Raw genomic sequence first — 25,277 nt, forward strand, 5'->3', positions numbered from 1 at the left:
CATCCTGCCGGATGGACAGGAACGGACGTAGACGAAGGAGTCGTTGTGTTGAATGGACCCCAGGGCGGCGAGATCTCGCCGCGGCATTTTCGGGATGTGCTCGGACACTTCCCGACCGGCGTGGCCGTCATCACCGCCCTCGACGGCGACGGTGCGCCAATCGGCATGGCTGTCGGCTCATTCGCATCGGTCTCCCTGGACCCTCCGATGGTGGCGTTCCTTCCCGATCGGGGATCCTCGACCTTTCCGGTGATTCGGGACGCCGGCCGGTTCTGCGTGAATGTGCTCGCGGGAGGCCAGGAGGACCTCTGCCGCATCTTCGCGACGAGGGGAGCAGATCGCTTCGGCTCAGTCGACTGGCGTCCTGCGCCGCACACCGGCTCGCCCGTGCTCGATGGAGCAGTCGCGTGGATCGACTGTGAACTCGGCGACGTACACGAGGCCGGCGACCACTACATCGTCATCGGGAAGGTACTCGGGCTCGAGATTCAAACTCCCACCCTGCCCTTGCTGTTCTTCCAGGGCGGGTACGGCACCTTCGCCCCGCGCTCCCTGGTCATGGCCTCTCGTGGCCGCCCGAGCGAGGCAGTTCGTATGGCAGAGGCCGCACGGGAAGACCTGGAACAACTCGCGGCCGACGTGGGCCTGGAGTGCCGGGTCATTGCGCGCGAGGCGGACGGTCTCGTCATCGTGGCAACTGCCGGCCACGCCGGCGGTGCCGATCCGGTCGGTGCGGTTCTGCCGTTCTTCCCCCCGTTCGGCGGCACCATCGCGGCCTGGGGCGTGCCGGAGCTGCGAGCCGAGTGGTATGACGGCTTCCCGGCAGAGCTTGGCAGCGAGCAGCGGGCGGAGTTCGACGCGGACCTGGACCGGATCCGCAAGCGCGGGTGGACACTCACGTTCCGCAGCGACGCCGCGACCGAAGCAGAGGAACTGGTCGAGGCGATGGCAGAGCACGGACGCACGCCGAGTCTCCAGCGCCGGCTATTCGACGTCGGTACGCAGATGAGGGGTCTCGATGACCCCACGCTGTTGAACGAGTCAACCGCGAGCGAGGTGCGAACGATCACGGCACCGGTACTCAACGCGAACGGCCCGCTCCTGCACCTGACGCTGTACGGGTTCCCGCCGAACGCGTCACTGGAGTTCGTTGAGCACGCCCGCGACGTGCTGGTCACGGCATCCCGAGCACTCAGCGAGCGGTTCGGTGGCGGGCTCGACTGAAACGTCAGGTGTAGGCGACGGTGACCGTTTCCCGAAGCAGTCCCGCGACCTGCTTGGCCGCCACCGAGAGTCGGCGCGCGTCTGAGTACACGATGCCGTAGTTCGCATCGGCCTGAGGCGCGACGTCGATATCAAGTCGGTGCAAGCCGAGTTCCGGGCGCACTATGACGAAGAGTTCGGTCGCCAGAAGAACCGCATCCGTCCGCCGGACGAGATCCGCGAGAAGGTCGTAATCGTCCAGGACGAACGCCGGAGCGGCAAAGCCGTGTCGCTCGACATCGGCACCGACGGAAGTATCCCGCGCGAACGTGCCGGCGACCACAGGACAGCGCTCCCGAAGTTCCACATCACCCGGCGATTCGAGCAATGGGTGACCTTCGCGCACCAGTAGTGCCAACCGTGAACGCGCTCGAACCGGATCGATCCGCAGCCCGTCCTCGCCGGAGAATCCACGCGACTCCCGCGGCACACCGCCCACGTAGAAGTCGAGCTCGCCGGCTTCGAGCATGTACCGCAGTTCGCTGTTCGATCCGACCTTGACCCGGATGGGGAAGAGCGCAGAGAGCTGGAGCATACCCTCGAGGATCCGCGGGAGGAACAGCGTCGCGGAGATCGGCCCCATGCCGACGTTCACGGCGGCATCCCGTCCGGCGCTGATGTCGCGAAGGTCGCGTTCGACGGACGCGGCGTGGCGCACCAGCTGCTCCGCCTGGGCGATGAATCGCGTTCCCTCAGCTGTCAGCTTCGCGCCAGAGCGCCCGCGTTCGAACAGTCTGATGCCGAACTCGGACTCGAGGGACTGGATGCTGCGGGTGAGTGCGGACTGCGACATGTGCAGGGTGAGCGCGGCAGCACCGAACGTCCCGTGTTCCGCGATCGCAACCGCGTGGTTGAGTCGAGTGACGTCGAGCATTATTTTTTCCTTGCAGTTTTCGCATGTTAGGTAGCTTTACTTGCACTTTACACACCATGCTCGGCGTCCGACGATGGTGAGAAGCAACTTCGGCAGGAGCGATCCGCGCCGACCTGAAGACACTGGAGTCTGACCCATGACAATGACCGAAACTGCCCCGACGCTTCTGCTGCAAGACGCCTTCCGCATGGCGATGGGAAACGTCGCGACCCCGGTCTCCATCGTGACCGCATACGAGGACGGCATGCCGCACGGCACGACAGTGAGCGCGTTCGCATCGCTGTCAATGAACCCGCCGATGATCCTCGTCTCGCTCGATCGTCGCTCGGAGCTGCTCGAGATCGTGCGCCGGGTCGGTACTTTCGGCGTGAACGTTCTCGGCGCGCACCAAAGCGCGACGGCATCCGTGTTCGCCCGCAAAGGCGTTGACCGGTTCGCGGACGTGGACTGGGCACTGGATGCGGGTGCACCCCGGCTGGACGGTTCGTCCGGCTGGGTCGCGTGCGAGCTGCACACCCTGGTTGACGGTGGCGATCATGAGATTGCGATCGGCACGGTGTTGCGGGCCGAGCACGCCGACGTGGCCCCGTTGACCTATCACCAGCGCCTGTTCGGCACCCACCTCGCTCACGACTGAGCTGGTTGATCCGGCTGGCACACCGTGCGCCAGCCGGATCAGGATCGCGAGCTACGCCTGCCGGAGGGCGGGCGTGATGACGGCTTTAAGCGCCGACCCGTCCTGCATCGCCCCGAGTGCATCGGCAACTCCCTCCAGCCCGTAGCGGTGCGTGACGACCCGGGCGAACGGGAACCGCTCGCGGTTCGACTGCACGAAGCGCAGCGCTTGGAGCCCGCTCTCGGGCTTAGACCCGAGATTGCCGATGATGCGTGCCGACTTGAGGGTGATCGGAACCGGGTTGAACAAGACTTCCCGCGTTCCCGAATAAAGTCCCGAGAGCAGGTAGCGTCCGTGGCGGGCGAGCAGGGAGACTCCCTCCGGAAACGCCTCCGGCACGCCGGCCGCCTCGATGACAACGTCTGCCCCGCGGCCATCGGTGAGTTCGAGCACGCGGGCGAGCCGCTCTTCGGGGGTCGTCTCATCCAGGTTGATCGTGCTCGTTGCGCCGAACTCGCGCGCGAGCTCAAGGCGATGCGCCGGGGCCCCGATGACAATGACGTTCCGGGCAGGACTGAGCGAGGCGACCATCGCGGCAGCGATACCGACCGGCCCGGCGCCCTGAACGACGACGGTCTGCCCCGGCTCGATCTGGCCGAGCCGACGCTGACCGCTGATCGCGGTCGGCAGTGCGCAGCCGAAGGCCACGATCTCTTCGTCTGTTACTGGCCCATCGACTCGGAAGAATGGGACGAGGGGAGAGAGGCTCGCAACGTCCCGGTAGCCGGCGGCGTTCGGCTCTTCTGACGGCGACGGCCACTGCCGGTCGTCACAGGCCTCGCCGGTCGTGCGACAGCCGCGGCATTTGCCGCACGGCGTCGAACCGGCGTACCAGACGACTCGATCGCCGACCGAGATCGGCAATCCACCCCAGTCGCTGGTGAGGCCGTCGCCGAGCTCTTCGATGACGCCGACAGCCTCATGGCCGAAGGAGACTCGGCCCACGGCATCCTTTACATGCCCGACGAGGCGATGCACATCGCTGCCGCACACACCCGCGAGCGTCACGCGGGCAATAAGTCCGCCGGGTACGGCCACCGGGTGTGGTGCTTCCTCGACGGTGAGCGTCAGCGAATCCATATCGAAAACTGCCTGCTTGCCGCCGGCGATTGCAGTACTACTCATTCGCTCGACCTCCTTGTCGTTGTGTGAATCATTCCGCGCCTACGGTCACGGGCTTGATGCCGTGCACGTCATCGCTCCACGCCGAAACGAATGCTGCGGATCCCTCCGGTGGGGCCTCATCCGAGATGAAGCCCTTCCACGTCTTCAGGTATTCGATGAACCCGTCCCCCACCGACTGCGACCGCAGATAGGACCCCGACACGGGCAACCAATCCGGCTCCAGATCCGGGTCACGCAGAACCCGCTGGGGGAAGTCCGGGTACAGGATGCCTGCTTTGCCGATCGCGATGTAGTCACTACCCTCGTCGAGCGCTGCACGCACTGCTGCCCCGGTGCGCACGCGGCCGGCGACGCCCATCCGTACCTCGCCACGGGGAAGGCGCAGGAAGTGGCGCATGATCGGCGCACGGTCGGCGCGCTCGTCATCCGGGAACTTACCAGCGTCCCACAGCGACATGTCGATCGAATCGACCTGGCGCTCGTCAATCAGACGTTCCACCACCGCGGTCGTCTCGAAGAGATCCTGGCCATATCGTTCAGGGGACAGTCGGATGCCGATCTGGAAGTCCGGACCCGTCGCTCCGCGGATGGCATCGACCACGGCGAACAGGAAGCGTGCCCGGTTCTCGGGCGACCCACCCCAGTCATCGACACGCCGATTCAGCGAGCCGCTGAGGAACTGCCCGATCAGATAGCCATGCGCGGCGTGGATCTGCACGCCGTCGAAACCGGCGAGCTCGCATCGCGCCGCCGCCTTGGCCCATGCCTCGATCACGTCGGGGATCTCGTCGTCCAGCAAGGACCGGGCCCCGGTGTCCGGGTCATCCGACGAACTGACGCGCTCACCCAGTCGGTACCCGCGCGTGCCGGCGTGATTCAACTGCATGGTCGCCAGGCTTCCGGCAGACTTCACTGCCTCGGCAAGCCGGGCGAGGCCCGGAATGTGATCGTCGGAGTGCGTGCCGGGCTCGGTCTCAAACCCGCGGCCGCGCAACTCCACGCCGCTCTCGCTGGTGACAACCCCGCCGAATCCGCCCTGCGCCCGACGAGCCAGCCAATCGATCTCGGCATCCAATACCGTGCCATCCGGCGCGCTCTGCTTGTTCGTCATGGGCGCCAGGACGAAGCGATTCGGCAGCGCCCTTCCCCGCAAGAACGTGAGCGGCGTGTCGAGCGCGCTCATGCGGCGCCGCCACCGGTCGTCGCGTTCGCCGCAATCGGCGCGAGGCGGGCCTCGAGCTCCGCGACCTCGTCATAGGTGATCCCCAACAACGCTTCGCCCGCTCCCACCCAGGCGTCGGTGCCCCGAAAGGACTCGACGTACGCGCGGTAGTCGTCGACCGGCTTCAGCTCGCCGCTCTCTGCCACCGCACGCAGCAGGTTCCAGACCTCATGCACACCAGGCAGCAGGAACGGAACGATCTGAATCGCCTGTCCCATTCGGGTCATCTCAGCCACCGACGGCGTCGGACCTGCGTTCCGGTGCGGGATCGCGTAGGCGGGACCGGGCGTTTCGCGTAGCGCGGTCTCGATCTCCTCCCAGGTCTCCAGGCCCTCGTAGAAGATGACGTCGACACCCGTCTCCTCGCGGTACAGCTGGCCTCGCCGGATCGCCTCGTCCAGACCGCCGCCGGCGGCACCATAGCCGTCGGTCCGTGCGACGAGCACGAAGTCGGGGTCCACCCGGTCTCGCGCCTCGACCGCGGCGGCGAAGCGACCGATCGCCTCGGCATCCGAAACCAGGCGAATACCACCGCGACCGCCGGCCTTCTTCGGTTCGGCCTGGTCTTCCAGGTGGATGCCCGCGACTCCGGCGTCGATGAAGGCGCGCGTCGTGCGCTGCACGTTCACCGGGCCCCCGTACCCCGTGTCCGCGTCGCAGAAGACCGGAATGTCGACGGATCGCGCCACGCGAGCCGCCTGCTCGACGATCTCCGTCATCGTTTGATACCCGACATCGGCGACGCCCGCGAGCCAGAACGACGAGTAACCGCCGGACACCTCGAACGCCTGGAAGCCGGCCTGCTGCGCCATCCGCGCATGCAAAGGCAGCACGCCGAAGGGCATCAGCGTCGTTTCCTGGGATGTGAACAGTGCGCGCAGCCGCGCTCCCTTTGATTGCTCCGCCATGGAGTCAGTCCTCTCTTTGTGTGGCATGGCTCGCCGCGGAGATCCCGACGCTCTCGTCGGGCAACGGCAGTCGCGGTCCGTCGCAGCGATCGATCACGACCTGCACCAGTTCCGCGAACGTGGTGATCGCTTCCTCGTCGTCACCGTCGTCATACGCTTCGAGCGTGTGGACGGATGCGGCGATGCCGAACATCATCGCCAGAACAGCCTTCGCGTGCCGCCGATCCTTGCTGGAGTCACCGATGATTGCGGCCATGTTGTGCAGGTACCGCTCCCGGATCTCTTCTCGGATCTGATCGGGTTCCGGTGCGGACCTGATCAGCAGCGGTGCCACGGCGTAGGGGTCGCCGGAGCCCATTCGGCGCCGGGCGAAGATACGCCGCACGAGTTCGCGGCCGATCTCTTGTTTGGGTACGAGTTCGCGTTCGTCCTCCAAGCCGGCGGTCGACGCCACGCCGGGCGCGACAAGCCAGAACAGTCGCTCCTTACTACCCATGAGCTTCATGACCATGGCTGCGGAATAGCCGGCGTCGGCGGCGATCGCGCGGATCGTCACATCGCGATAACCGTCTTCACCGAACCGCACTCGCGCGGCCGCAAGAATCGCCTCGTACGCGGTGTCGCTCACTACTGTTCCCGATCGACAACCAGCGGGGCGAGGTCGGTGCCGACCTGGTATACGTCGCCGAAGATGCGCACGCCCTCGAACGTGATCCGCGGTGTTGCAGTCCACTGTTGTCCAGCGTTGCGCTGCTCGGCGCCCTCAATGGTTGCGATCGCAACCCGCGCGGCGATCGACGGAACTCCGACTAGGGCGGACAGGGTCTTGTCAGGACCGTCGCCCTCGATCATCGGATCTACCAGCCGAACGTCCAGCATGCCGCTGAACCCCGTGAACCGGACGCCGCCCGTGAACAGAAGTTCGCCGTCCGCCTCGGACACCCCGGGAAAGACGAAACCACCGTCGACCGCTTCACACCCGTCGAACGTCTCGATCGTGCCGTCTTCCAGGCCCCGGATGTAGTCGATGAACGACTCTTTGACCGCCCAGCGCAGCGGACTCATCGAATCGCTCATGCCAGCTGCGATTCGGTGACGAATGCCTTCAGCGGCACCGCGGAGTCAGCGAGGCGAGAATCGTCGGCAGCCACTGTCCGGCCGATGAGCGACTTGGCCTGCGCATAGTCCTTGACGTTATTGATGGCGTCGACGGCGGCGACAGTGTCACCGCGCATGTACACGACGCTGAACTTTCCGGTGGCCGGATCTCCACGAAGCACTGCGGAATCGTAGCCGGTCAGTACCCCGGCGGTCTGCAGTCGATCGTCGTACTGGTGCGACCAGAACCACGGCAACGCGTCGTACGGCTGAGGCTTACCGAGGAGCGTATTGGCGACGGCCTTCGCCTGATCGTTGGCGTTCTGGACGGACTCGAGCCGCAGCCGGTCATCGGGCACCCAATCGGACTCGAAACTCGCGCAGTCACCGATCGCGTAGACATCCGGAAGGGTCGTGCGGCAGAACTTGTCGACGAGCACTCCGTTGCCGATCTCGGCACCGGCATCCGCCAGTTGCCGCACGTTCGGGATTAGCCCGATCCCGACAATGACGAGGTCGGCGGGAAGAACCTGGCCGGAGGCCAGCTGCACGCCGGTGACGTGGCCGTCCTCGCCGAGAATCTCGCTCACGCCGGTGCCCAGCAAGAACTCGACTCCCTCGCCCTCATGCTTCGCCTTGATGTACGCCGCGATGTCCTCGCCCGTGACCCGTTGCAGGAGCCGTTCAAGCGCCTCGACGACCGTCACCTCGATGCCGAGCTTCCGCAGTGACGCGGCCGTCTCCAGCCCGATGTATCCGCCGCCGATGACGACGGCCTTTCGGGTCGTGGCGACCAGGCGCTTGACATGCTCCGCATCGCTCAGCTTGCGCACTACGTGCACCCCGTTGAGGTCGGCTCCGGGGGTCGGCAGTCGGCGCGCCTCTCCTCCCGCGCTCCAGACGAGCGTGCCGTAACTGATCGTCCCGCCGTCCTCGGTTGTCACGGTGTGTGCGTCCGCATCGACGGCGACTACTGCCGTGCCCAGGTGGCGCTCTACGGTCGAGCCTGCCCACCACGCCTCGGCGCGGAACGCCAGCTCGTCGGAGAGCATGCTGTCCGCCAGGTAACCCTTCGTGAGCGGCGGCCGCTCATAAGGGATGGAGATCTCGTCGCCGATGAGGGCGATGGACCCGGTGAATCCTCCTGCGGTCAATGCGAAGACCGTCTGCGTGCCGGCATGGCCCGCACCGACGACCACGATGTCGTAGTGCGACATATTCAGGCTTCCTGTCTATCCGGGGATCTTGGCGACGATGCCGTCGATGGCGCTGGAGTACTTGATCTGGCAGCCGAGCCGGCTTTCGTCGGTGTAGTGGTCGTCGGCCTCGAGGAGATCGAGCTCGTCCTGCGAGGGGCGCCGCAGCTTCGCCGCCCAGTCATCCTCGATCCAGACGTGGCACGTCGCGCACGACATCTCGCCTCCGCACTCGCCTTCGATAGCGGACACGCCGGCCTGCACGGCAATCTGCATCAGTGACTCGCCCTCGCGAGCCTCGATGACCTGCTCCCCGTCGGGCAGCACATAAACGATTTTTCCCATGGTGTTCCTCTCAAACGCTCGCGAGAACGAGCGGGCTGTACGTGACGTCGAACTTGCTGAACCCGGTCGTGATGTTGTCGGGGATCCACTCGGGCTCGGCTGCGATCTGCATGTCCGGGAACGCCTGCAGCACCTTCGGGAACAGGCATGCGAGCTCAAGCCGCGCCAGGTAGCGGCCGAGGCACAGGTGGATGCCCTCTCCGAAGCTCAGGTGCGGGTTGGGGTTCCGGGTGATGTCGAACTTCTCCGGGTTCGCGAACACGGTCTCGTCGAAGTTGGCTGAGGCCTGCGAGCCGAATACCCAGTCGCCGGTCCGGATCTCCTTGCCGCCGATCTCGATGTCTTCCATCGCAATCCGGAAGCGGGTGCGGGCCGGGGTTACCCAGCGCAGAACCTCGTCGATCGCGCTGTTGATCAGCGACGGGTCGTCGAGCAGCAGCTTGCGCTGGTCGGGGTTCTTGAGGAACAGCCAAAGGCCGACAGCCGCAGTGTTGCGGGTGGTCTCGAGGCCGCCGCCGATCAGGATAGTGAAGTAGCTGCGCATCTCGTGGACGCTCAGCGGATCGTCGTCGATCAGGACCCGGCTGAGCACCGTTGCAAAGTCATCCCTGGGCTCGCTGCGACGTGCGAGAGCGAGCTGCTCGCAGTAGCCGAGCAGTCGCGAGTGACCATGGCGGTGCGTCTTCAGCACGTCGCCGTCGATCATGTAGCTGGGGTGCGCGGGAGCCAGCCACTGCCACGCGGCCTCGCGGAGCATGTCCCAGTCTTCTTCGGGAACACCGAGCATCCGGAGGATCACCTTGACCGGCAGGTCCCCCGCGATCTCCTCGACGACATCCGCCTGGCCCTTGTCAGCCACGCCGGCGATGATCTCGTCAACGATCGCTTCCACGTCACCGCGCATCTTGTTGATGGCCGGCGCACTGAAGTGCTTGTTCACCGGCTTGCGGTACAGGTCGTGAATGGGCGGATCGTTGCGCGCCATGCTGGTGTCGAAGCCCATCTCGAACCGCTCTTCAGGGGTGTAACGCTTCGAGGTCTTCGGCGGCCGGGTGTCCCACCGCGAGCTGAAGACCCGCGGGTTCAGCAGCATGTCGCGGACATCTTCATGCCGGGTCAGGAACCAGTAATGCTTCCCATACGCATCGTCTTCCGTCCAGTGCACAGGGTCTTCGTGGCGCAGACGCTTGAATACCTCGTGGTACTCCTGCGTCGTGTACCAGCTGGGATCCTGCAGTTTGTTATCGATCTCGTGCCACTCGGACATCTGTACTCCTGCTTCATTGCGGGACACCGACCTCATCTGTGAAGTCGGGCGGGCCGCGCTGGGCCCGCGTTTTGCGGGTAATCGTCATGTGTGGTGAACACGTGTTCACTCGTGATACATATGACCACATCGGCGAGGGGCTGTCAACAAGCTCTCCCCCGCCGATGTGGGGTGACTCACCTAGGGCCGGTACGGCTCCAGGAATTCGTGCAGAGCGTCGACGTAGGCATCCCAGTCGATGTCCTCTACCGACCGGTAGAGATCGATCCAGCCTTCCTGCGTGGTGGGGCTGCCCGATTCGACGTCCAGATCGGCGGCGATCTCATCCCAGCTGTCGGCGAGTCCCGTCAAGCTGTCGGCGAAGCCCTCCGGATCGGCTACGCCGGCCGGGGCATCCTTGACAGCGGCCTCCGTGTACTTGTCACGGGCGGCATCGATCGCCTTGTTGAAGGAGGTCGGATCGACGAAGGTCACGCCCTTCGCAGGAGCCTCGTTCGCCCACTGCACGTTGCGCGCGAGTGTCGCCTCGAGGATGTCGGCGAGCAGGTCCACGCGGGCATCGAAGATGATCCGCTGCGCGTCGAGCGGCAGCGATTCGAGAACCGACTTCTTGATGAGCAGCTGCGAACCGGCAGAGGTCGCGAAGTGCGCCGGGATGAAGTACTTGGCTTCGTCCCAGACTCCGAGCGTGATGAACGGGCTGATGACGTTCATGAAGCAGCCGATCACTCCGCGCTGCAGGCCCTCGAAGACATCGGTCACCGGCAAGGTGACGTTGGTCATCTCCATTTCTTCAACCTCGTGGATGAAGGGCGGACCAGGCGTCCTGATCAGCTTTCCAGCCGCCTGGTCTGCGGTGGTGACCTCGGGCTTGCAAATCACGCTGTTCGGCGCGGTTCCCCAGGTCGCGAGTGTGGCCGCGTCGTACTGCGCCAACTCGCCGGCGAGCGCATCGTCCTGGTAGGCCGCGAACTGCACGGGAGTCCCCTGGATGAGCGACATCGGGAACTCGGGGTTAATCGCGCCCTGCGAGACGGTGGTCTCCCACAGTGCGGCAGGCAGGAGTTCCGGCACGTTGGACGGCGAGACGAAGGTGATGTCCGTGAGCCCAGACTCGATGGCGCTGAGCGACTCCGTCACCGGATGCAGCGCCGCTGCGTAGTACGTGTCGAAGGTGATCTTGCCATGGGTGGCTTCGGTGACCTGCTCCATGAACCCCTGCATGGCGGTTACGTGGGCGGCCGTTTCGACGTTCGAGTCGCTGTATGTCAGGACGATGGGCTCCATCTGCTCGATCGAGGAGCCCTCTTCAGCCTCGGGGGCTGTGTCGCCGCCGGAGGCGCAGCCGGTGATCGCAAGGACCGCCACCAGGACCCCTCCCGTGAGTGAACGAGATACCGCAGTTTTGCGCATGGTTTTCCTTTTCTGCTTTAGCACGCCCTCGTGCTGAATTCACTCCACAGACTAGTCCCGTATCTCTACAATCAACGTCAATATATATATGATTGTTACTCTGGCGACATCGCCAGCAGGCGGTCCCCCTCCAACGAAAGCGATGAAGCAATGGCAATCACCTCGATCGTGAAACTGACGTTCAAGCCTGAATCGGTCGCGGAGGCCGAGCACGCCGTCCGAGCCTCGCTCGAACTCGCCCGCGGCTTCGAGGGGAACCTGGGAATCGACGTGCTGGTCGATCAGGCGGACAACACCCGCTGGCTGCTGGTCGAGAAGTGGGAGTCGGAAGAGAACGACGCCGCCTACCGCGCATACCGGGCGGAAAAGGGCATCAAGTCCGCGCTCGGTCCGCTGCTGGCCGGTGCGCCCGAGGTCGTCAAGTACGACGTCTCCCCCGCCTGACCTTGTCTTCTGAGTTCACGACTCAGCCGGGTTTGGCGGCCGCGAGCGTCATGACAGAGCGCGACGGCATCCGCGGCCGGTTGGGTCGATATGGCCTGTGGCGGATGGGCCGGGACACCGACCCCTCATTCGGAGTCGCGGCTGACCGGTACGGCTTCGGCTCCGTTTGGTACGGCGGCGTCAGCGCAGACCTCGACATCCCGGCGCGAGGTCGCCGCGTCGTACCATCGGCTGCAGCACGAGCACCGCGACCGGTTCACCCTCGGCGTCGGCCTGCGGCTTCCCGAGCGCACAGAACTCGCCCGCTGGCCGATCAGTGCGCTACAGGCCACCTCGACGCCCTCCTTGCCGGAGGGTGCCCGCCGATCGCATCGTGCTCGCCGCGCTCGGACCCCGCGTGCTGTCCATTGCTGCGGAGTGCACGGGCGGCGCGCAACCGTACCTCGTGACGCCCGAGCACCCCCGCTGGGCACGCGGCATCTTGGGCGGATCTCCACTCTTGATTCCCGAGCAACGCGTGGTGATCGACGACGTGCGGGCAGTGCGCTCGAGACAGCACGGCCGGGCGTTGAGTTCTACCTAACCTTCGCAACTACCGGCGAAATCTCGAGCGGCTGGGGTTCACGCCGGAGGAACTCGACTCGGCGTCACCACCGGTGATCGACGCGCTGGTCGTCTCGGGATGCGGCGCCGACCTCACGGCCGGCCTCGATGCACACCTCGAGGCGGGAGCCGACCACGTGCACGCTCAGGTGATCACCCCAGACGCGACGATCCGGCACCGGATGTCGCGGCCCTCGCCGCTGCGCTCGGCCTGGCCTGGTCCCGCCATCACTGGCGGGATCAGGCTCACGACTCTCGGTCAGGCGACCCTCGCGCGGTCCCCGAGCAGCGGCCCGCGAATGTACGAGGGGTCCTCGCGGTCCATGCTGCCCGCGGGGAAGCCCGCGGCCAAGTGCTTGTCGGTGTCGGCGACGTCCGTCGCGTAGAAGAACGACATCATCGTCTTGCGCTCCAGGATCCGCCACTCGCCGTTGCGGCGCTCGAGGCGGTCGATGTACCGACCGGGGCTCGCATACGTCACGCCGTCGGGGCGGAGCGAGTGCTGCACGAAGTACGTCTCCGAGTGGGCGAAGTCGCCGTCTAGCTCGGTGTATGTCTGGCCGAGCACGTGCTGGACGACGTCGAACCGCTCCCTGACGACCGGGATCACCCACTCGATGTAGGCCTCACGATCACCTTCGAACGCGCCGTGCTCGTCGTACCCGTCCTCCCAGTACACGGTGCGCAGGATGTCGGCGTCGGCGCGGTCGATTCCCCGGCAGTACCGCTCCTGGACGTTCCGGATCTCCGCGATGCTCGAGAGCTCGTCGAGTGTGTAAGCCATGTCCGCTCCTCATTGATTCGGATGATTGACGTTATGATAGCAATCACTTCAATGATCAATGGAGAAAGTTCGGCATGGATTCACCCCGCCCCGCTCCCGTCGACCTCAGCATCAACTTCCCGGCATTCGCGCTCGAACGCATCCCCGCACTCGCGCAGTCGGCCGAGCGCGCCGGGTTCCGCGCGCTCCGCGTTGGCGACATGCAGTCGACGCACCGCGAGTTGTACACCGCCCTGACGCTGATCGCGTCAAGCACGTCTCGGGTCGAGTTCGGGCCGGGAGTGACGAATCCCGCGACACGGCACCCCGCGGTCGCCGCCTCGGCGATGGCCACGCTGCACGAGTACTCCGGCGGTCGCGCGGTCTTCGGCATCGGCACCGGCGACAGCGCGGTCCACAACCTCGGCGGAAAGCCGGCGACGCTCGCCGATCTCGAGGAGTACATCCTCGCTGTCCGTTCCCTGCACTCGACGGGGAGCGCCACCTACCGAGGCAGCACGCTCGTTCTCGAGTGGTGGACCGGGGGTTCGATCCCGATCGTGGTCTCGGCGCACGGCCCGAAGATGCTGCGGCTGGGCGGCCGGGTGGCCGATGCCGTGGTGGTCGGGCTCGGAATGGGCCCACTGGCCCGTGAGTACGCTGCCGAGCAGATCGCCGAGGGGGCACGTCAGGCTGGTCGAGATCCTGCGAGCGTCGAAGTCTGGTACCTCTCGTACCTGAACCTCGCGCCCACCGCCGATGACGGGGCGCGCGAGGTGGGTTCAGCGCTCGCAGTCGGCGGCAACCTCCTGGCGAAGTCAGCTGCCAGAACGATCATCCCGGACTCGCTTCGCTCTCGGTTCGCCGAGCTCGCGAGCAGGTACTCCTACGTTCAGCATGCCGGAGCGGCCGCAGACAACCCGAACGCCCGGCTCATCGACGAGCTCGGTCTGCGCGACCACCTCGCGGAGCAGTTCGGGGTTTTCGGCACGCCCGCCGACATCCGCGCTCGCCTCGACTCACTGGTCGGCGCCGACGTCACACGCCTCTGGGGTGCCTACGTTCTGCCAGACCTCGTCGACTTCTTCGACCGCTGGCGAGACGGCGTCACCGAACCACTCCGCAAGGGAGGCTAGGCAAGAGCGGATCGTTGGGTAGGACGGCGCATACCGACCTCACAGGTTCCGAGCAGCCTCCCTACGGAGTCCTCGATGACTCCTGGTTCGCGAGCATCGCCTCGATGATGCTCGGCTCTTCGTACTGCACGAAGCACAGACGAATCCCGAAAAGATCTTCCGGTTCGAAGATCACCTCTCGAAGGTTCCCACACCGGAGATTGTCGACGACACGGATGCCGTTCGCCATCATCTCCTCAGTCGCAGCTTCGATATCGGCGACCTTGAAGTGGATGTTCCGCATCTGGTCAGCCTGGTCAGGTGTCGGCGCCTCGATCAGCTCGAACAGACCCGCAGTGTCGATCGCCAGAGGCGTCGGCCGGCCCTGGACGGACTGCGGATCCGGATGCAAATTCCCACTGCGCAACGGTAGTCGCTCCGACGAGATGTCGTCGGGAGCCCCCAAGACGACACTTTCGAATCTCAATCCGAACAGCTTCGTGAACAACTCCCGTGCACTCGCGAGGTTGCTCACGTTCGCGCCCAGCACCTCGATGCGTTCCACGTCGATCGTCATCGTCTCTCACTTCTCTCCAGATCTGACCGAACGAGGCGGGCCCACCGCCCCAGAGCCGTAGGCCCGCCGTCATCGTCTTTCGTCAAGATCCGTGGTTGGCCTTCACGACATCGTTGAGCACCAGCTCGAGCCACGGGCCGAAGTCGGGCAATTCGCCGTCGTGGGCCGCGACGTACTCGTTCCAGTTCGCCGGCGCTCCGTCGTAACCGGCATCCTGGACCAACCCGAGCCACTTCTCGCTGGTCTCCAGGTAGAGGTCGAGGGAGGTGTCCGGGTCTGCAAGCGGAGTTCCCGTTGCCGACCGGCGCGACTCGAGCACCGCTTCGTGGTACCCGTCGAGCACGTCGACGATCTCATCGCTCGGTGTGAGGAAGGTCAACTCCTCCATCTGGGCGACCTCCACGTTCGCGGCCATCTCAGCCTGCACGAAGGCCTCGAGGTAGGCGGAGAGTCCGTCGTCAAGGAATGCCTCGCGGACGAAGTCCGGCAGGCCTTCCCACACGTCGGTGTTGACGCCGAAGACGTTGGAGGACCAGCCGCTGAAGGGAACGAAGGTGAAGTTGTCCGCTACTTCCGCAAGACCCACGTTGACGATGTCGGTGAGGGTGGCAACCGTGCAGTCGATGACGCCGCGCTGAAGGCCCTCGAAGACTTCGGTGTTGGGCAGCGCCACCGGGACGCCGCCGAGCGCCTCAACCTCCGCAGTGTGCGTCGGGCCGCCGATCCGGATGCGCTTTCCCTGCACATCGGCCAGCGTCGTCACCTCGTCCTTGCAGAGGAGGTTGTACGCGTGCGACGTCTGGATGCGTGGAAGGAGCGGCGTGATCCCCTTCGATGTGATGTCCTCGAGGTACTCGGGGGTTTGGTACGCCCAGTCGAGCGTCGTCCCGATGGCCTGGAGGCTCCCCACCACCGGGGAGTCATCCGGCGTGAACGCCAGCGGTGACGCCCACTCGTCGGCGGGGTACTCGGATGCCGTATAGGCCGGGAAGAAAGTTCCCATGTCGGTGATTCCGTTGGAAATCGCGGTGCCCTGCTCCGTGGAGGGCACAAGCGCGCCGCCATAGAAGATCTCGAAGGTCAGCTTGCCGCCCGAGACCTCCTCCATCGTCTCTGCGAGCGCGTTCAGCGGCTGCGAGTGGAGGTTCTCCTCACCACCGAAGGTGGCCATGCGGAATTCCAGCGGCTCCAGCGAGTCCCAGTCCGCCTCAGCGGAGGGGTCGGTTTCCCGCTCAGCACCGCCAGCCGGCGAACAGGCGGCGAGCCCGAGTGCCAGGGCGACGCTGGCAGCCATCACTGCGGCGCGCATGGGGATTTTTTGTTGCATGACCGAATCACTCCTTCGTGACGACCGTTGAAGAGCTCAACAAGGTCGTTAGTTTGATAACCTATCAATGATTACAATAGCGCGACAAACCACCGAGTTGACCGCCGGCACGCGACCGCGTCGCGTAACTCGCCCTCGCACTACTTCCAGGAGTCGATGATCGGATCGGCTGCGTTATCGAGCGTGACGATATCGATCAGGGCGTGGTTACGGGCGACGACCATGTCCCGCACGGCGCGGCCGAGGAAACTGGGGTTGCGGATCGTCTGAGTGCCTCCCCACAGGCTCGCGAACATGATCACCTCAGTCGCGACCGTGTGGACGTGTGTGGTCGCCTGCCGGACACGGGCCATCTGCTCCGAAGTCAGCGACTGTGACTCGGCCGTCGACGCGATGCCCTCGCGCACCACTCGGTAGAAGTAGTCGCGGACCGACCAGAACTTTGCATCTGCCTCGGCGAACTCTTTCCGGAACACCGGGTATTCGTCGACGGGCACGGAGTACGCCATCCGCTTCTTGCCGTCGACAGCGCGCGCGACCTCGTGCAACGCCCGTCGCATGAGGCCGAGCACAACCCCACCGTGACCGATCACGCTCGAGGAGAGCAGGTCAAGGGTTTTACCGTTGTAGTCCTTGCCGGGTGCCGCCACCAGAGGGGCCGAATCGAACGTGAAGTCATCCGGAACGAAGTAGTCGTTCCAGCCGTAGCTGTAGCTGCCGGTGGCAGCCATGCCCATCACATCCCAGTCGCCGTAGACGATCGTCTCGGACTTGGGGGCGCGGATCGCGCGTGTCAGCGGGGTCCCGTTCTCACGGAGGACCGGGTTGCCGTCCTCGTCCAAGATCCGGACGGTTGTGCCAACCCAGTCGGACGCGTCCATTCCGCTGCCGAACGGCACCGGGGGCGTGTTGACGAGGAGGCCGCCATCGACCTTCACCGCGGTGCCCAGCGGAGCAATGGTTCCGCAGGAAATCGGCTTTCGGCCGTCCAAGAAGAGCTGTCGGAAACCGGGGTAGTACAGCGACGTGTTCCAGGTCGACACCGCTGCGGCCATGAGAGCCCACCCTGTGGAACCGTCTGCCTCCGCGATGACCTCGAACACCTCCAGCGCGACATCTGCCGATACTCCGCCGCCGCCGAGCTCGGGGTCGACGAGCATCCAGAACAGCCCGGCCTCTTTCAGCGCCTGAATCGTTGCCTCGGGCATCGCTCCGGCAGCCTCACCTGCTGCGGAATGCTCCTCAATGATTGGAGCTATCGCCCGGGCACGCACGACGTAATCCGAGGATGAGAGAGCTGTGGGGTTGTCGATCGACTCGCTGATGATGGTCATAGTTTCCTTCGCATTCGCTTGCGTATGCATTTCTTTATTTACGGAGTGAACGTCGGGGTGACAACTACGTTCACACTCTTGACCCCGGGGATCTTCGCTTCAAGGGTGTCGAGTGCTTCCTCGAATCGGTCGAAGCCGAACACGTGGGTGCGCATCTTGTCCAACTTCACCCGGCCGGAAATCAGCATGTCGGCAGCCGTCCGGTAGGCGGCAATGCTGGAGTTCGCCGCCCCGATCACACGAATGTTCTTCGAGGTGATGCGACCGATCGGGAAGCCATCGACGGTCGCCTCCTTCACCCCGATGTTGACGAGAGTGCCCCCTGCTTTGAGCATCTGGACCCCCTGCAGCGTCGTGGAGGTGATCTTCGGCACGGTATCGATCACCAAATCGACACCCTGCCCTCCGGTGAGCTCGAGCACCGCTTCCACCGGATCCTGTTTCTCGACATCCACAACCGCGTCGGCGCCGAACTCAACCGCAAGGTCCAGCTTGTGTTGGTCTCGGCTGAGGCCCGTCGCGACGATGAGCCCGGAACCGGCGGCGCGTTGCGCGGCGACGATCGCCAGCCCGCGTTGCCCACTGCCGAGAACGACGACCGATTGACCGACACTGTGACCAGGGGTCATCAGCGACCACTGCACGGCACCGCCGAGCGGATTCCACAGCGTCGCACTCAAAGGATCGAAGTCAGCGGGGAACGGATAGACGATGGTCTCCGGATCGAGGTAGACGTGCGTGCTGTAGCCACCCCACAGCCCCGGCGTCACAGTCGTCGGGATGAACCCGTACACGGGGACCGGGAATCGGCCGGCAGCGCACATGTGCATTCGACCATCGGTGCACGGTCCGCATTTGCCGCACGCGATCACCGGGTTCACTGCGACCCGGTCGCCGATGTTCAAACCTTCGCGGTGCTTGGTCTTCGGACCCATGTCTTCGATCACGCCGACAATCTCGTGTCCATTGATCCGCGGGTACTTCCGGTCTGCAGGAACGATTCTGTCCTCGCCGAGGAAGGACTCGACGTCGCTGCCGCAGATCCCGTTGGCTTCTACCCGCAGCAGCGCAGCGCCGGGTGGCAGCGTCGGAAACGGGATCTCTTCGAAGTGCTGCTCCTTCGGTCCCGTCTGAACGAGCGCTGTAGCGGTGCTGGCCATACTTACTCCTCAATGAGATCGAACGACGCATCAATACTATACGGCTTCACCTTTCAATGATTTAATAGATGAAACTCCGGCGTTGGTACTCGCATGACTGTGGCCTCGCACTCATAGCGCTCCTCAAGATTGATTGGCAAGACTGCCCCAAACCGTAACCGAGTTGGCGAGCGGCCTCGGATTCATCGAGGGTCCGGTCGCACTCACCGACGGCGCCGTCCTCTTCACCAACATCGGCGAAGGTCTCATCATGCGCCGCGACCCCGACGGGTCGATCGAGGCGTTTGCCGACGTGGGCGGTGGTCCGAACGGCCTGGCGATAACCGCAGACGGCGCGCTCCTGGTCTGCAATAACGGCGGGATGGGTCTCGCGCCGGCCCCGGACGGTTTCCTGCGCCCAGATGGCACCCGCGGTGCACGGCCGATCGATCCGTGCATCCAGCGTGTGGGTAGCGACGGTAGCGTGGAGGCCTCTATCGCATACAGGCGGATCGTTCTTCGCGCCGAATGACCTCGTACAATTGGATGGTGGCCTCGCTCGCGTCGGCGAACAGGGACGAAGGTGTCTTCGATGACCTGCGCCAGGGTTTCGACGAGTTCTTCACGCAGGATCTCGAACACATCCGCCACCCCGTCTTCACCCGCGACGGCAAGCCCCCACCATGACGGACGGCCGATGAGCACGGCGCGGGCACCGAGCGCCAGGGCCTTGGCGACGTCGTCACCCGTGCGCACACCGCCATCGAGATACACCTCGGACCGCTCGGCAACCCCATCCACGATCTCGGGCAGCACATCAATCCCTGCCGGCGCAGACCCGGACTCCCGACCACCATGGTTCGAGACGACGATGCCCGCCGCCCCGGTCTCGACAGCGAGCTCGGCGTCTTCGGCGCGAAGAATACCCTTGACGACCACGGGCAGCGAGGTCGCGGCGCAGATGCGCTCCACCGTCGGGAGCAGCAGTGGACGCACGTCGGGTGCGCTCCCGTCGAAGTGTGCAAGCGTCACCCTGCTGGTCGGGCGGAAGTCGTTGCGGCGGTCGTGCTCGCGCATCCTCGTTCGACGCGGCACGTCGACCGTGACGCAGATCGCGGCGCAGCCCGCCGCCTCTGCACGGGCGGCGAGTGTATCGACATGCTCGCGCCCGTAGTCGTGGAGCTGAAATTAGACGGGCGCTGCATCCGCTGTTTGCACGATGCGTTCGACCGGATACGTCGCCAGTACTGCGGCGGGCGCAACCGTGCCGACACGTGCGGCGGCCCGAGCAGTCGCGAGCTCGCCGTCTGGATGGGCGAGCTGTTGCAGCCCGGTCGGAGCGATCAGCACAGGGCAGGAGACTTCGCGCCCGAGAACAGTGGTCGCGGTCGATATACGCGCGACATCGACGAACCTCCGCGGGGAGAGCAAAATGAGCTGAACGCCTCGAGGTTTCGGCGCACCGCCCGGGACGAGCCGGCACCCTCGGCGACGAACGCTGCGACCTCAGGAGCGAGAATCAGGGTGGCTTCGGCCTCATAGTCGGCGAGAGTAGGCAGCATCCCACCACCTCGTTCCACGCCGTCACGTCTCGGTCAGAGTAGCGGAAGGCTCCCGCTAACCTCTTAATGTTAGTAACATCGGCTGCAAGATGCGCCACCCGGTGTCCCTCACGAAAGGTCAACGATGACTGACGATCGCCTGCAGCTGCTTCTGGACCGCTCCGAGATCGAGCGTGTGGTCTACGACTACGCCACCGGTCTCGACACGAAGGACTGGGCACTCTGGCGCTCGATCTTCACCGATGAGCTGCAGGTGAAGTTCCGCCCCGCCGTGGAGGCCGCATTCACGGGCCTCGGGCAGGCGTGGGTTTCGATGACCGCCGATGAATGGGTCGAAGGGCGACGCGACCTATTCACGGGGCTCGCGACGACTCAGCATCAGATGACAAACCCGCGGATCACGATTGACGGTGATACGGCGACCTGCATCATGTACATGCAGGCGATCCACTTCATGCCGGGTAAGCCGGATATCGAATACACGCTCGGCGGCTACTACGTCGACGACCTGGTGCGCACGCCGGAAGGCTGGAAGCTCACGCGGGTGAATCTCAACGTCACGTGGGAGCGCGGTGATGCGACCATGCTCGAGCGCGGTCGCGCCTTGGGCCAAGAGCTTGTCGCGGCCGGGAGCTGACCAGCCATGAGTGAACTCGCAGACTACGACGACAAGATCCTCGATCCCGATTGGTACAAGACGCGCGAAGACTTCGAAGTTCTGAAGAGATTCAGCGCCGAGGATCCCGTGCACTGGACGCATGCGCCCACCTACGGGCACGACTTCTGGTTCGTTACGGGCTACGAGAACGTCCGCGACTACCTACTGGACCACGAGAACTTCTCGTCGCGCTGGGACGGCAGGATTCCCAAAACGCCGAAGCGCTACACACCCGAAGAGCGCTACGAAATGGGCTTCGACGTCAGTATGGCGCGCAACGATCCACCCATCCACGACCTGTATCGAAAGCCGGTGAACAAGCACTTCAGCGTTCCGGCGGTTCGCAAGATGAAGGGCGACATCGATCGCATCGTCGACGAACTGCTCGATGATGTCGCCGAACGCGGCGAGTGCGATCTGGTCGACGACATCGCCTCGGAACTTCCGGCCCGAGTGATCCTCAGACTGCTCGGCGTACCTGAGGAGGATTGGGATCATCTACAGCGGTCGGCGTGGCGCTGGCTTTCACCTGGGGATCCGACCCTGACGATCGATGGCGACCTGTATCTGACATCGCGCAAAGGTCACAACGAGTTGCTCGACTACTGCGAACGACTCGCCATGGATCGCCGCGAGAATCCTCGTGACGACTTCGCGAGCGTGCTCACCCAGGTCAGGGTCGACGATGACCCACTGACTGTGCACGAGCTGCGCAGCTACTTCACCATCATGATCGGCGGCGGGCTCGACACCACCCGCAACACGACCGCCGTGGGAATGTATGCCTTCCTGACCAATCCCGACCAGGCGCAGCTCCTGCGCGACGACCCGAGTCTTGCGTTCTCGGCGGTCGAGGAGGTCATGCGCTGGGTCACGCCATCACGGACCCGATTCCGTGTTGCGGCGCGCGACTTCGAGTTCCGCGGGCGAGACATCCGTGCCGGGGACTGGGTCATCGCGTCGGCGACATCCGCCAATCGCGACGAGCGGGTCTTCACCGACCCGGATCGCTTCGACATCCGCCGCAACCCGAATCCACACCTCGGCTTCGGGGAGGGAATCCACCAGTGCCTTGGGCGCAACCTGGTGCGTCTCGAGCTCGCCGCGATCTTCCAAAAGGTCGTGGAGAGGTTCCCGGACATGGAGCCGGTCGGCGAACCCGAGTGGCTGCCCGACTACAGCTCGGTCGGGTTCCTGCAGATGCCGGTGCGCTACTCGCCGGCACTCGTTCCCGTCGGCGCTCGCTAGCCGGCGGTTCGCATTCTTGCCCAAGGAGGCACAGCTTTGGAGTACTGGCTGCAGTGCGTGAACACGCTGCCCGAAGACATCGTCGAACTCGCGATTCTCGCAGAGGAATGCGGCTTTGCCGGGATCATGGAGGGCGACCACTGGCTGATGCCGGCGCGTTCTGCTGACAAGGATCCTCATGAGCGAGGTTCGATGCCTTGGGATTATTCGTTCTCCGACGTTTTCGTAACGGCTGGGGCGGTGCTCCAGGCGACTACCCGGCTGCGGTTCGCGCCCGGTGTGCTCGTACTGGCGAACCGAACGAATCCCGTCATCATTGCGAAGTCGTGCGCCACCGCGTCCCGCATCAGCGGGGGCCGCTTCGCCCTGGGCGTCGGCCTCGGCTGGATGAAAGAGGAGTACGACGTGGCCGGTGTGGACTTTTCGACGCGGGCACCCCGCACGGTGGAGATGATCGAGATCCTCAGAAAGCTGTGGGGACCCGGACCGGTCGAGCACCGCGGCCGCTTTTTCGACTTTCCGCCGACGCACAACGTGCCGCGACCCGAGCATCCACTACCCATCTATGTCGGCGCCTTCGTTCCTCAGGCGCTTCGGCGCGCGGGCCGGATCGGTGACGGGTGGATGGCTGCCCCGGGGACCGTGGAGGAGCTGGCCGCCTCCATCGCGATCATCGACGAGGCGCGTCGAGAAGCCGGTCGCGATCACGAGCGGTTCGAAGTCTTCGCGGGTTTGAAGCGCAATCCCGACGGATCGCTGCCCGGGCGCGACGACTTCCGCCGTGCGGAAGACGTCGGCGTCACCGCCGCGAAGTTCGGACCGTTCGAGCACATGCTCGGCGAGCCGTACGTATCGATGGAAGACAAGCGCAGGTGGATCGAAAACTTCGCCGAACGCGTGATAAAGGCGTGAGCCCACAATGAACAGAGAGGCATGAGGATGTTGGACACACAACTGATGACGGATGAAGAGCTACCTGCGGTCTTCGAGGCGGTATCCAATTGGGGCCGATGGGGTGCCGACGACGAGCGCGGGACCGTCAACCTCATCACCCCAGAAGTGACCGCGCGCGCAGCCGCGGAGATCAGGGAGGGCGTCACCGTCGGCTTCGGGTCGATCGACCTGTCGGGTTCCCTGGCATCCGCCGAGCCGCCGACGCGACACGTGATGCTCAAGGACGGCGAGGACGCTGGCAAGGGATACGCCTCCGCAACAGACTTCGTCGGGATTGACTACCACGGGGTCCACACCAGCCACTTCGACGCACTGTGCCACGTGTTCTACGACGGGCGCATGTACAACGACCGCCCGGCGGGGCTTGTGCGCTCCACCGGCGCGGAGGCGAATGCGATCGACGTCTTCCGCAACGGCATCGCCACCAGGGGTGTGCTGCTCGACATACCCGCGCTGCGTGGCACCGCTTTCATCGAACCCCTCTCCCCCGTTATGCCGAACGAACTCGATGCCGCTCTCGCCGCGCAGGGCACCGACATCCGTGAAGGCGACGCCCTATTCGTCTACGTCGGCCGCTCCGCTCGTCGTGCAGCCAACGGCAGCGACTTCGTGGATGGCGCGCTGCACCTCGCCGGTCTCGATGCCTCGTGCCTGCCGTGGCTGCACGAGCGGGGCATCGCGGTGCTCGGTTCGGATGGCGCGAACGACGCGCTGCCGCGACAGACCGGGGCCGAAAGGGTGCCGGTCCATGTCGGCGCAATCGTGTACATGGGGATGCCGCTGCTCGACAACGCCGCTCTCGATGCCCTCGCAGTTGCGTGCCGCGAGCGATCTCGCTGGAGCTTCTTCACTACAATCACGCCCTTGGCCATCAGCGGTGGCACCGGGTCGCCGGTGAACCCGGTGGCGATCTTCTAACGGCTGGCTGAGCCATAACCCCAGACGAAAGGATGCCGCGTGGAGCCAGACGACTTCGACGAGACTCGGAATGTCAACGGCGCGTTCCTCGGCGATCTCAACTTCTACCGGCACTTCCCGCTGGAGGTCGCGGAATCGAGTATCGCGGCAGCACAGTGTCGTACTCCGCCGACGTCGCCTTCTACGATTCGGGGAACATCCGCGTTGAACTGATCCAACCGACGGGCGATGGCCCGTCGCCGTATCACGATCACCTCGCCGCGCACGGCGGGCAGGCGAGCGTCCATCACGTGGCGTACCTCGTCGATTCGATCGATGAGCACGTTGCCCGCGCGACGGAGCGAGGCAGTAGCCCTCGCCTCGTGGTCGGTGCGCCGCTACCCGCGGGGAACGGGCGTTACGCCTACTACGAGGGCCTCATGGATGGAATCGTGGTCGAGTTCATCGAACGGCACCCGTAGAAGTAGTGCGCGACGGCTTACGCAGGTCAGAGGTGCATGCCCCCGCTCGCCTCGATGACCTGCCCGGTGATCCATGCCCCGTCGTCCGATGCGAGGAAGGCGACCACTCCGGCAATGTCGCGCGGGTGGCCCAAGCGCCCCAGGGCCGTCCCGTCGAGAATCGCCGCCAGCCGGGCGGGGTTGGTCTTCACGGCACCGATGAACTCGGTGTCGGTCGCGCCGGGCGCGACCGCGTTGACGCTGATTCCTCGATGACCGAGCCCGGCCGCCAGCGAAAGCGTCAGAGAGTTGACGGCTGCCTTGCTCATGCCGTAGGCGATGGAGCCCGGGTAGGCGGCGCGCGACACCATCGAGGAGATGTTGATGATCCTGCCGCCATGACACAGTCGGTCGACGGCGTGCTTGGTCACGAAGAACATCCCCTTCGTGTTCGTGTCGAAGACGCGGTCGAACGCGACTTCGTCTATCGTGTCCATTCCGCCAGGCGCACTCGTTCCGGCGTTGTTCACGAGCACGTCGAGCTTCGCGAGCCCCCGGTCCGACAGCGCGTCGTCAATCTTCCCGAACAGTTCGCCGATGGCGGCGACGCTCGTGAGCTCGGCTCCGAGGGTGAGCGCCTCGCCCCCTGCATCCTGGATCTGCCGCACGGTCTTCGCCGCGCTCTCTGCGTCCCGCCCATAGTGCGCGATGACGAGATGGCCGTCGGCAGCGAGTCGCAGCGCGATCTCGCGCCCGATGCCGCCGGATGCCCCGGTCACCAGCGCGGTCTTGATGTTCGAGGACATTA

Annotated in this window: 27 protein-coding genes and 1 pseudogene; 10 read left to right on the forward strand and 18 right to left on the reverse strand. The window is 65.0% G+C overall.

Annotated features, from left to right (window positions below):
- Positions 1 to 45: 45 nt before the first annotated feature.
- Positions 46 to 1,224 (forward strand): flavin reductase family protein, encoded by a 1,179-nt coding sequence (locus HCT51_RS15465; RefSeq protein ID WP_166875442.1) that lies wholly within the window; start codon positions 46 to 48, stop codon positions 1,222 to 1,224.
- A 4-nt stretch (positions 1,225 to 1,228) separates the two neighbouring features.
- Here the strand turns inward: HCT51_RS15465 and HCT51_RS15470 are convergent, their stop codons facing one another.
- Positions 1,229 to 2,137, reverse strand: a complete 909-nt coding sequence (locus HCT51_RS15470) for a LysR family transcriptional regulator (RefSeq protein WP_166875439.1) — start codon at positions 2,135 to 2,137, stop codon at positions 1,229 to 1,231.
- A 136-nt stretch (positions 2,138 to 2,273) separates the two neighbouring features.
- Here HCT51_RS15470 and HCT51_RS15475 point away from each other — a divergent pair, with 136 nt between their 5' ends.
- Positions 2,274 to 2,774: a flavin reductase family protein gene (locus HCT51_RS15475; RefSeq protein WP_208322582.1), complete on the forward strand. Its 501-nt coding sequence runs from the start codon at positions 2,274 to 2,276 to the stop codon at positions 2,772 to 2,774.
- 51 nt (positions 2,775 to 2,825) lie between these two features.
- Here the strand turns inward: HCT51_RS15475 and HCT51_RS15480 are convergent, their stop codons facing one another.
- The 9 genes from HCT51_RS15480 to HCT51_RS15520 form a co-directional block, all read right to left on the reverse strand.
- The gene (locus tag HCT51_RS15480) at positions 2,826 to 3,938 is read right to left on the reverse strand and encodes a zinc-binding dehydrogenase (RefSeq protein ID WP_166875434.1); all 1,113 of its coding nucleotides are present in this window, start codon (positions 3,936 to 3,938) and stop codon (positions 2,826 to 2,828) included.
- 28 nt (positions 3,939 to 3,966) lie between these two features.
- The gene (locus HCT51_RS15485; RefSeq protein ID WP_166875431.1) at positions 3,967 to 5,121 is read right to left on the reverse strand and encodes an oxidoreductase; all 1,155 of its coding nucleotides are present in this window, start codon (positions 5,119 to 5,121) and stop codon (positions 3,967 to 3,969) included.
- On the reverse strand, positions 5,118 to 6,068 hold the full coding sequence (locus HCT51_RS15490; RefSeq protein ID WP_166875428.1) for an isocitrate lyase/PEP mutase family protein: 951 nt from the start codon (positions 6,066 to 6,068) through the stop codon (positions 5,118 to 5,120). The genes HCT51_RS15485 and HCT51_RS15490 overlap by 4 nt, the downstream gene beginning before the upstream one ends.
- 4 nt (positions 6,069 to 6,072) lie before the next feature.
- The gene (locus tag HCT51_RS15495; protein WP_224760532.1) at positions 6,073 to 6,696 is read right to left on the reverse strand and encodes a TetR/AcrR family transcriptional regulator; all 624 of its coding nucleotides are present in this window, start codon (positions 6,694 to 6,696) and stop codon (positions 6,073 to 6,075) included.
- Positions 6,696 to 7,145 (reverse strand): HtaA domain-containing protein, encoded by a 450-nt coding sequence (locus HCT51_RS15500; RefSeq protein WP_166875420.1) that lies wholly within the window; start codon positions 7,143 to 7,145, stop codon positions 6,696 to 6,698. The genes HCT51_RS15495 and HCT51_RS15500 overlap by 1 nt, the downstream gene beginning before the upstream one ends.
- On the reverse strand, positions 7,142 to 8,383 hold the full coding sequence (locus tag HCT51_RS15505; protein WP_166875416.1) for an NAD(P)/FAD-dependent oxidoreductase: 1,242 nt from the start codon (positions 8,381 to 8,383) through the stop codon (positions 7,142 to 7,144). The genes HCT51_RS15500 and HCT51_RS15505 overlap by 4 nt, the downstream gene beginning before the upstream one ends.
- Before the next feature lie 15 nt (positions 8,384 to 8,398).
- Positions 8,399 to 8,707 carry a 2Fe-2S iron-sulfur cluster-binding protein gene (locus HCT51_RS15510; protein ID WP_166875413.1) on the reverse strand — a complete coding sequence of 103 codons (309 nt, stop codon included), beginning with the start codon at positions 8,705 to 8,707 and terminating at the stop codon, positions 8,399 to 8,401.
- Positions 8,708 to 8,717: 10 nt separating this feature from the next.
- A complete protein-coding gene (locus tag HCT51_RS15515; RefSeq protein WP_166875410.1) occupies positions 8,718 to 9,974 on the reverse strand; it encodes a cytochrome P450 in 1,257 nt (418 codons plus the stop codon).
- A 180-nt stretch (positions 9,975 to 10,154) separates the two neighbouring features.
- On the reverse strand, positions 10,155 to 11,342 hold the full coding sequence (locus HCT51_RS15520; protein ID WP_166875407.1) for a type 2 periplasmic-binding domain-containing protein: 1,188 nt from the start codon (positions 11,340 to 11,342) through the stop codon (positions 10,155 to 10,157).
- 195 nt (positions 11,343 to 11,537) lie between these two features.
- Here HCT51_RS15520 and HCT51_RS15525 point away from each other — a divergent pair, with 195 nt between their 5' ends.
- Both HCT51_RS15525 and HCT51_RS15530 read left to right on the forward strand, forming a co-directional pair.
- Positions 11,538 to 11,831, forward strand: a complete 294-nt coding sequence (locus HCT51_RS15525) for a putative quinol monooxygenase (RefSeq protein ID WP_166875404.1) — start codon at positions 11,538 to 11,540, stop codon at positions 11,829 to 11,831.
- A gap of 355 nt (positions 11,832 to 12,186) precedes the next feature.
- The gene (locus HCT51_RS15530) at positions 12,187 to 12,414 is read left to right on the forward strand and encodes an LLM class oxidoreductase (RefSeq protein WP_166875401.1); all 228 of its coding nucleotides are present in this window, start codon (positions 12,187 to 12,189) and stop codon (positions 12,412 to 12,414) included.
- A gap of 64 nt (positions 12,415 to 12,478) precedes the next feature.
- On the opposite strand, the gene HCT51_RS18875 is transcribed toward HCT51_RS15530, so the two are convergent.
- Together HCT51_RS18875 and HCT51_RS15535 are read right to left on the reverse strand one after the other, a co-directional pair.
- Positions 12,479 to 12,613, reverse strand: a complete 135-nt coding sequence (locus HCT51_RS18875; RefSeq protein ID WP_255523527.1) for a hypothetical protein — start codon at positions 12,611 to 12,613, stop codon at positions 12,479 to 12,481.
- A gap of 80 nt (positions 12,614 to 12,693) precedes the next feature.
- Positions 12,694 to 13,218 (reverse strand): nuclear transport factor 2 family protein, encoded by a 525-nt coding sequence (locus tag HCT51_RS15535; protein ID WP_166875398.1) that lies wholly within the window; start codon positions 13,216 to 13,218, stop codon positions 12,694 to 12,696.
- Positions 13,219 to 13,292: 74 nt separating this feature from the next.
- Here HCT51_RS15535 and HCT51_RS15540 point away from each other — a divergent pair, with 74 nt between their 5' ends.
- The gene (locus tag HCT51_RS15540; protein WP_166875395.1) at positions 13,293 to 14,333 is read left to right on the forward strand and encodes an LLM class flavin-dependent oxidoreductase; all 1,041 of its coding nucleotides are present in this window, start codon (positions 13,293 to 13,295) and stop codon (positions 14,331 to 14,333) included.
- Between the two features lie 61 nt (positions 14,334 to 14,394).
- Here HCT51_RS15540 and HCT51_RS15545 read toward each other — a convergent pair whose 3' ends face one another.
- The 5 genes and pseudogenes from HCT51_RS15545 to HCT51_RS18795 form a co-directional block, all read right to left on the reverse strand.
- Positions 14,395 to 14,889, reverse strand: coding sequence for a VOC family protein (locus HCT51_RS15545; protein ID WP_166875390.1), 495 nt, complete (start codon positions 14,887 to 14,889; stop codon positions 14,395 to 14,397).
- Between the two features lie 82 nt (positions 14,890 to 14,971).
- The gene (locus tag HCT51_RS15550) at positions 14,972 to 16,216 is read right to left on the reverse strand and encodes a type 2 periplasmic-binding domain-containing protein (protein ID WP_166875385.1); all 1,245 of its coding nucleotides are present in this window, start codon (positions 16,214 to 16,216) and stop codon (positions 14,972 to 14,974) included.
- Positions 16,217 to 16,356: 140 nt separating this feature from the next.
- The gene (locus tag HCT51_RS15555) at positions 16,357 to 17,550 is read right to left on the reverse strand and encodes an acyl-CoA dehydrogenase family protein (protein ID WP_166875382.1); all 1,194 of its coding nucleotides are present in this window, start codon (positions 17,548 to 17,550) and stop codon (positions 16,357 to 16,359) included.
- 38 nt (positions 17,551 to 17,588) lie between these two features.
- Positions 17,589 to 18,710 carry a zinc-dependent alcohol dehydrogenase gene (locus tag HCT51_RS15560; RefSeq protein ID WP_166875378.1) on the reverse strand — a complete coding sequence of 374 codons (1,122 nt, stop codon included), beginning with the start codon at positions 18,708 to 18,710 and terminating at the stop codon, positions 17,589 to 17,591.
- Positions 18,711 to 18,833: 123 nt separating this feature from the next.
- Positions 18,834 to 20,120: pseudogene (locus HCT51_RS18795) on the reverse strand (alpha-hydroxy acid oxidase).
- A gap of 255 nt (positions 20,121 to 20,375) precedes the next feature.
- Here HCT51_RS18795 and HCT51_RS15580 point away from each other — a divergent pair.
- From HCT51_RS15580 to HCT51_RS15600, 5 genes are all read left to right on the forward strand, one after another.
- Positions 20,376 to 20,888 (forward strand): nuclear transport factor 2 family protein, encoded by a 513-nt coding sequence (locus tag HCT51_RS15580; RefSeq protein ID WP_166875370.1) that lies wholly within the window; start codon positions 20,376 to 20,378, stop codon positions 20,886 to 20,888.
- A 6-nt stretch (positions 20,889 to 20,894) separates the two neighbouring features.
- Positions 20,895 to 22,157, forward strand: coding sequence for a cytochrome P450 (locus tag HCT51_RS15585; protein WP_166875367.1), 1,263 nt, complete (start codon positions 20,895 to 20,897; stop codon positions 22,155 to 22,157).
- A 36-nt stretch (positions 22,158 to 22,193) separates the two neighbouring features.
- Positions 22,194 to 23,069 (forward strand): TIGR03619 family F420-dependent LLM class oxidoreductase, encoded by an 876-nt coding sequence (locus HCT51_RS15590; RefSeq protein ID WP_166875363.1) that lies wholly within the window; start codon positions 22,194 to 22,196, stop codon positions 23,067 to 23,069.
- 27 nt (positions 23,070 to 23,096) lie between these two features.
- Positions 23,097 to 24,029, forward strand: coding sequence for a cyclase family protein (locus HCT51_RS15595; protein WP_166875360.1), 933 nt, complete (start codon positions 23,097 to 23,099; stop codon positions 24,027 to 24,029).
- A gap of 155 nt (positions 24,030 to 24,184) precedes the next feature.
- Positions 24,185 to 24,490, forward strand: coding sequence for a VOC family protein (locus HCT51_RS15600; protein ID WP_166875355.1), 306 nt, complete (start codon positions 24,185 to 24,187; stop codon positions 24,488 to 24,490).
- 26 nt (positions 24,491 to 24,516) lie between these two features.
- Here the strand turns inward: HCT51_RS15600 and HCT51_RS15605 are convergent, their stop codons facing one another.
- A complete protein-coding gene (locus HCT51_RS15605; RefSeq protein ID WP_166875352.1) occupies positions 24,517 to 25,275 on the reverse strand; it encodes an SDR family NAD(P)-dependent oxidoreductase in 759 nt (252 codons plus the stop codon).
- Positions 25,276 to 25,277: the final 2 nt, after the last annotated feature.

This window comes from Salinibacterium sp. ZJ450, assembly GCF_011751885.2.
Taxonomy (GTDB): domain Bacteria; phylum Actinomycetota; class Actinomycetes; order Actinomycetales; family Microbacteriaceae; genus Ruicaihuangia.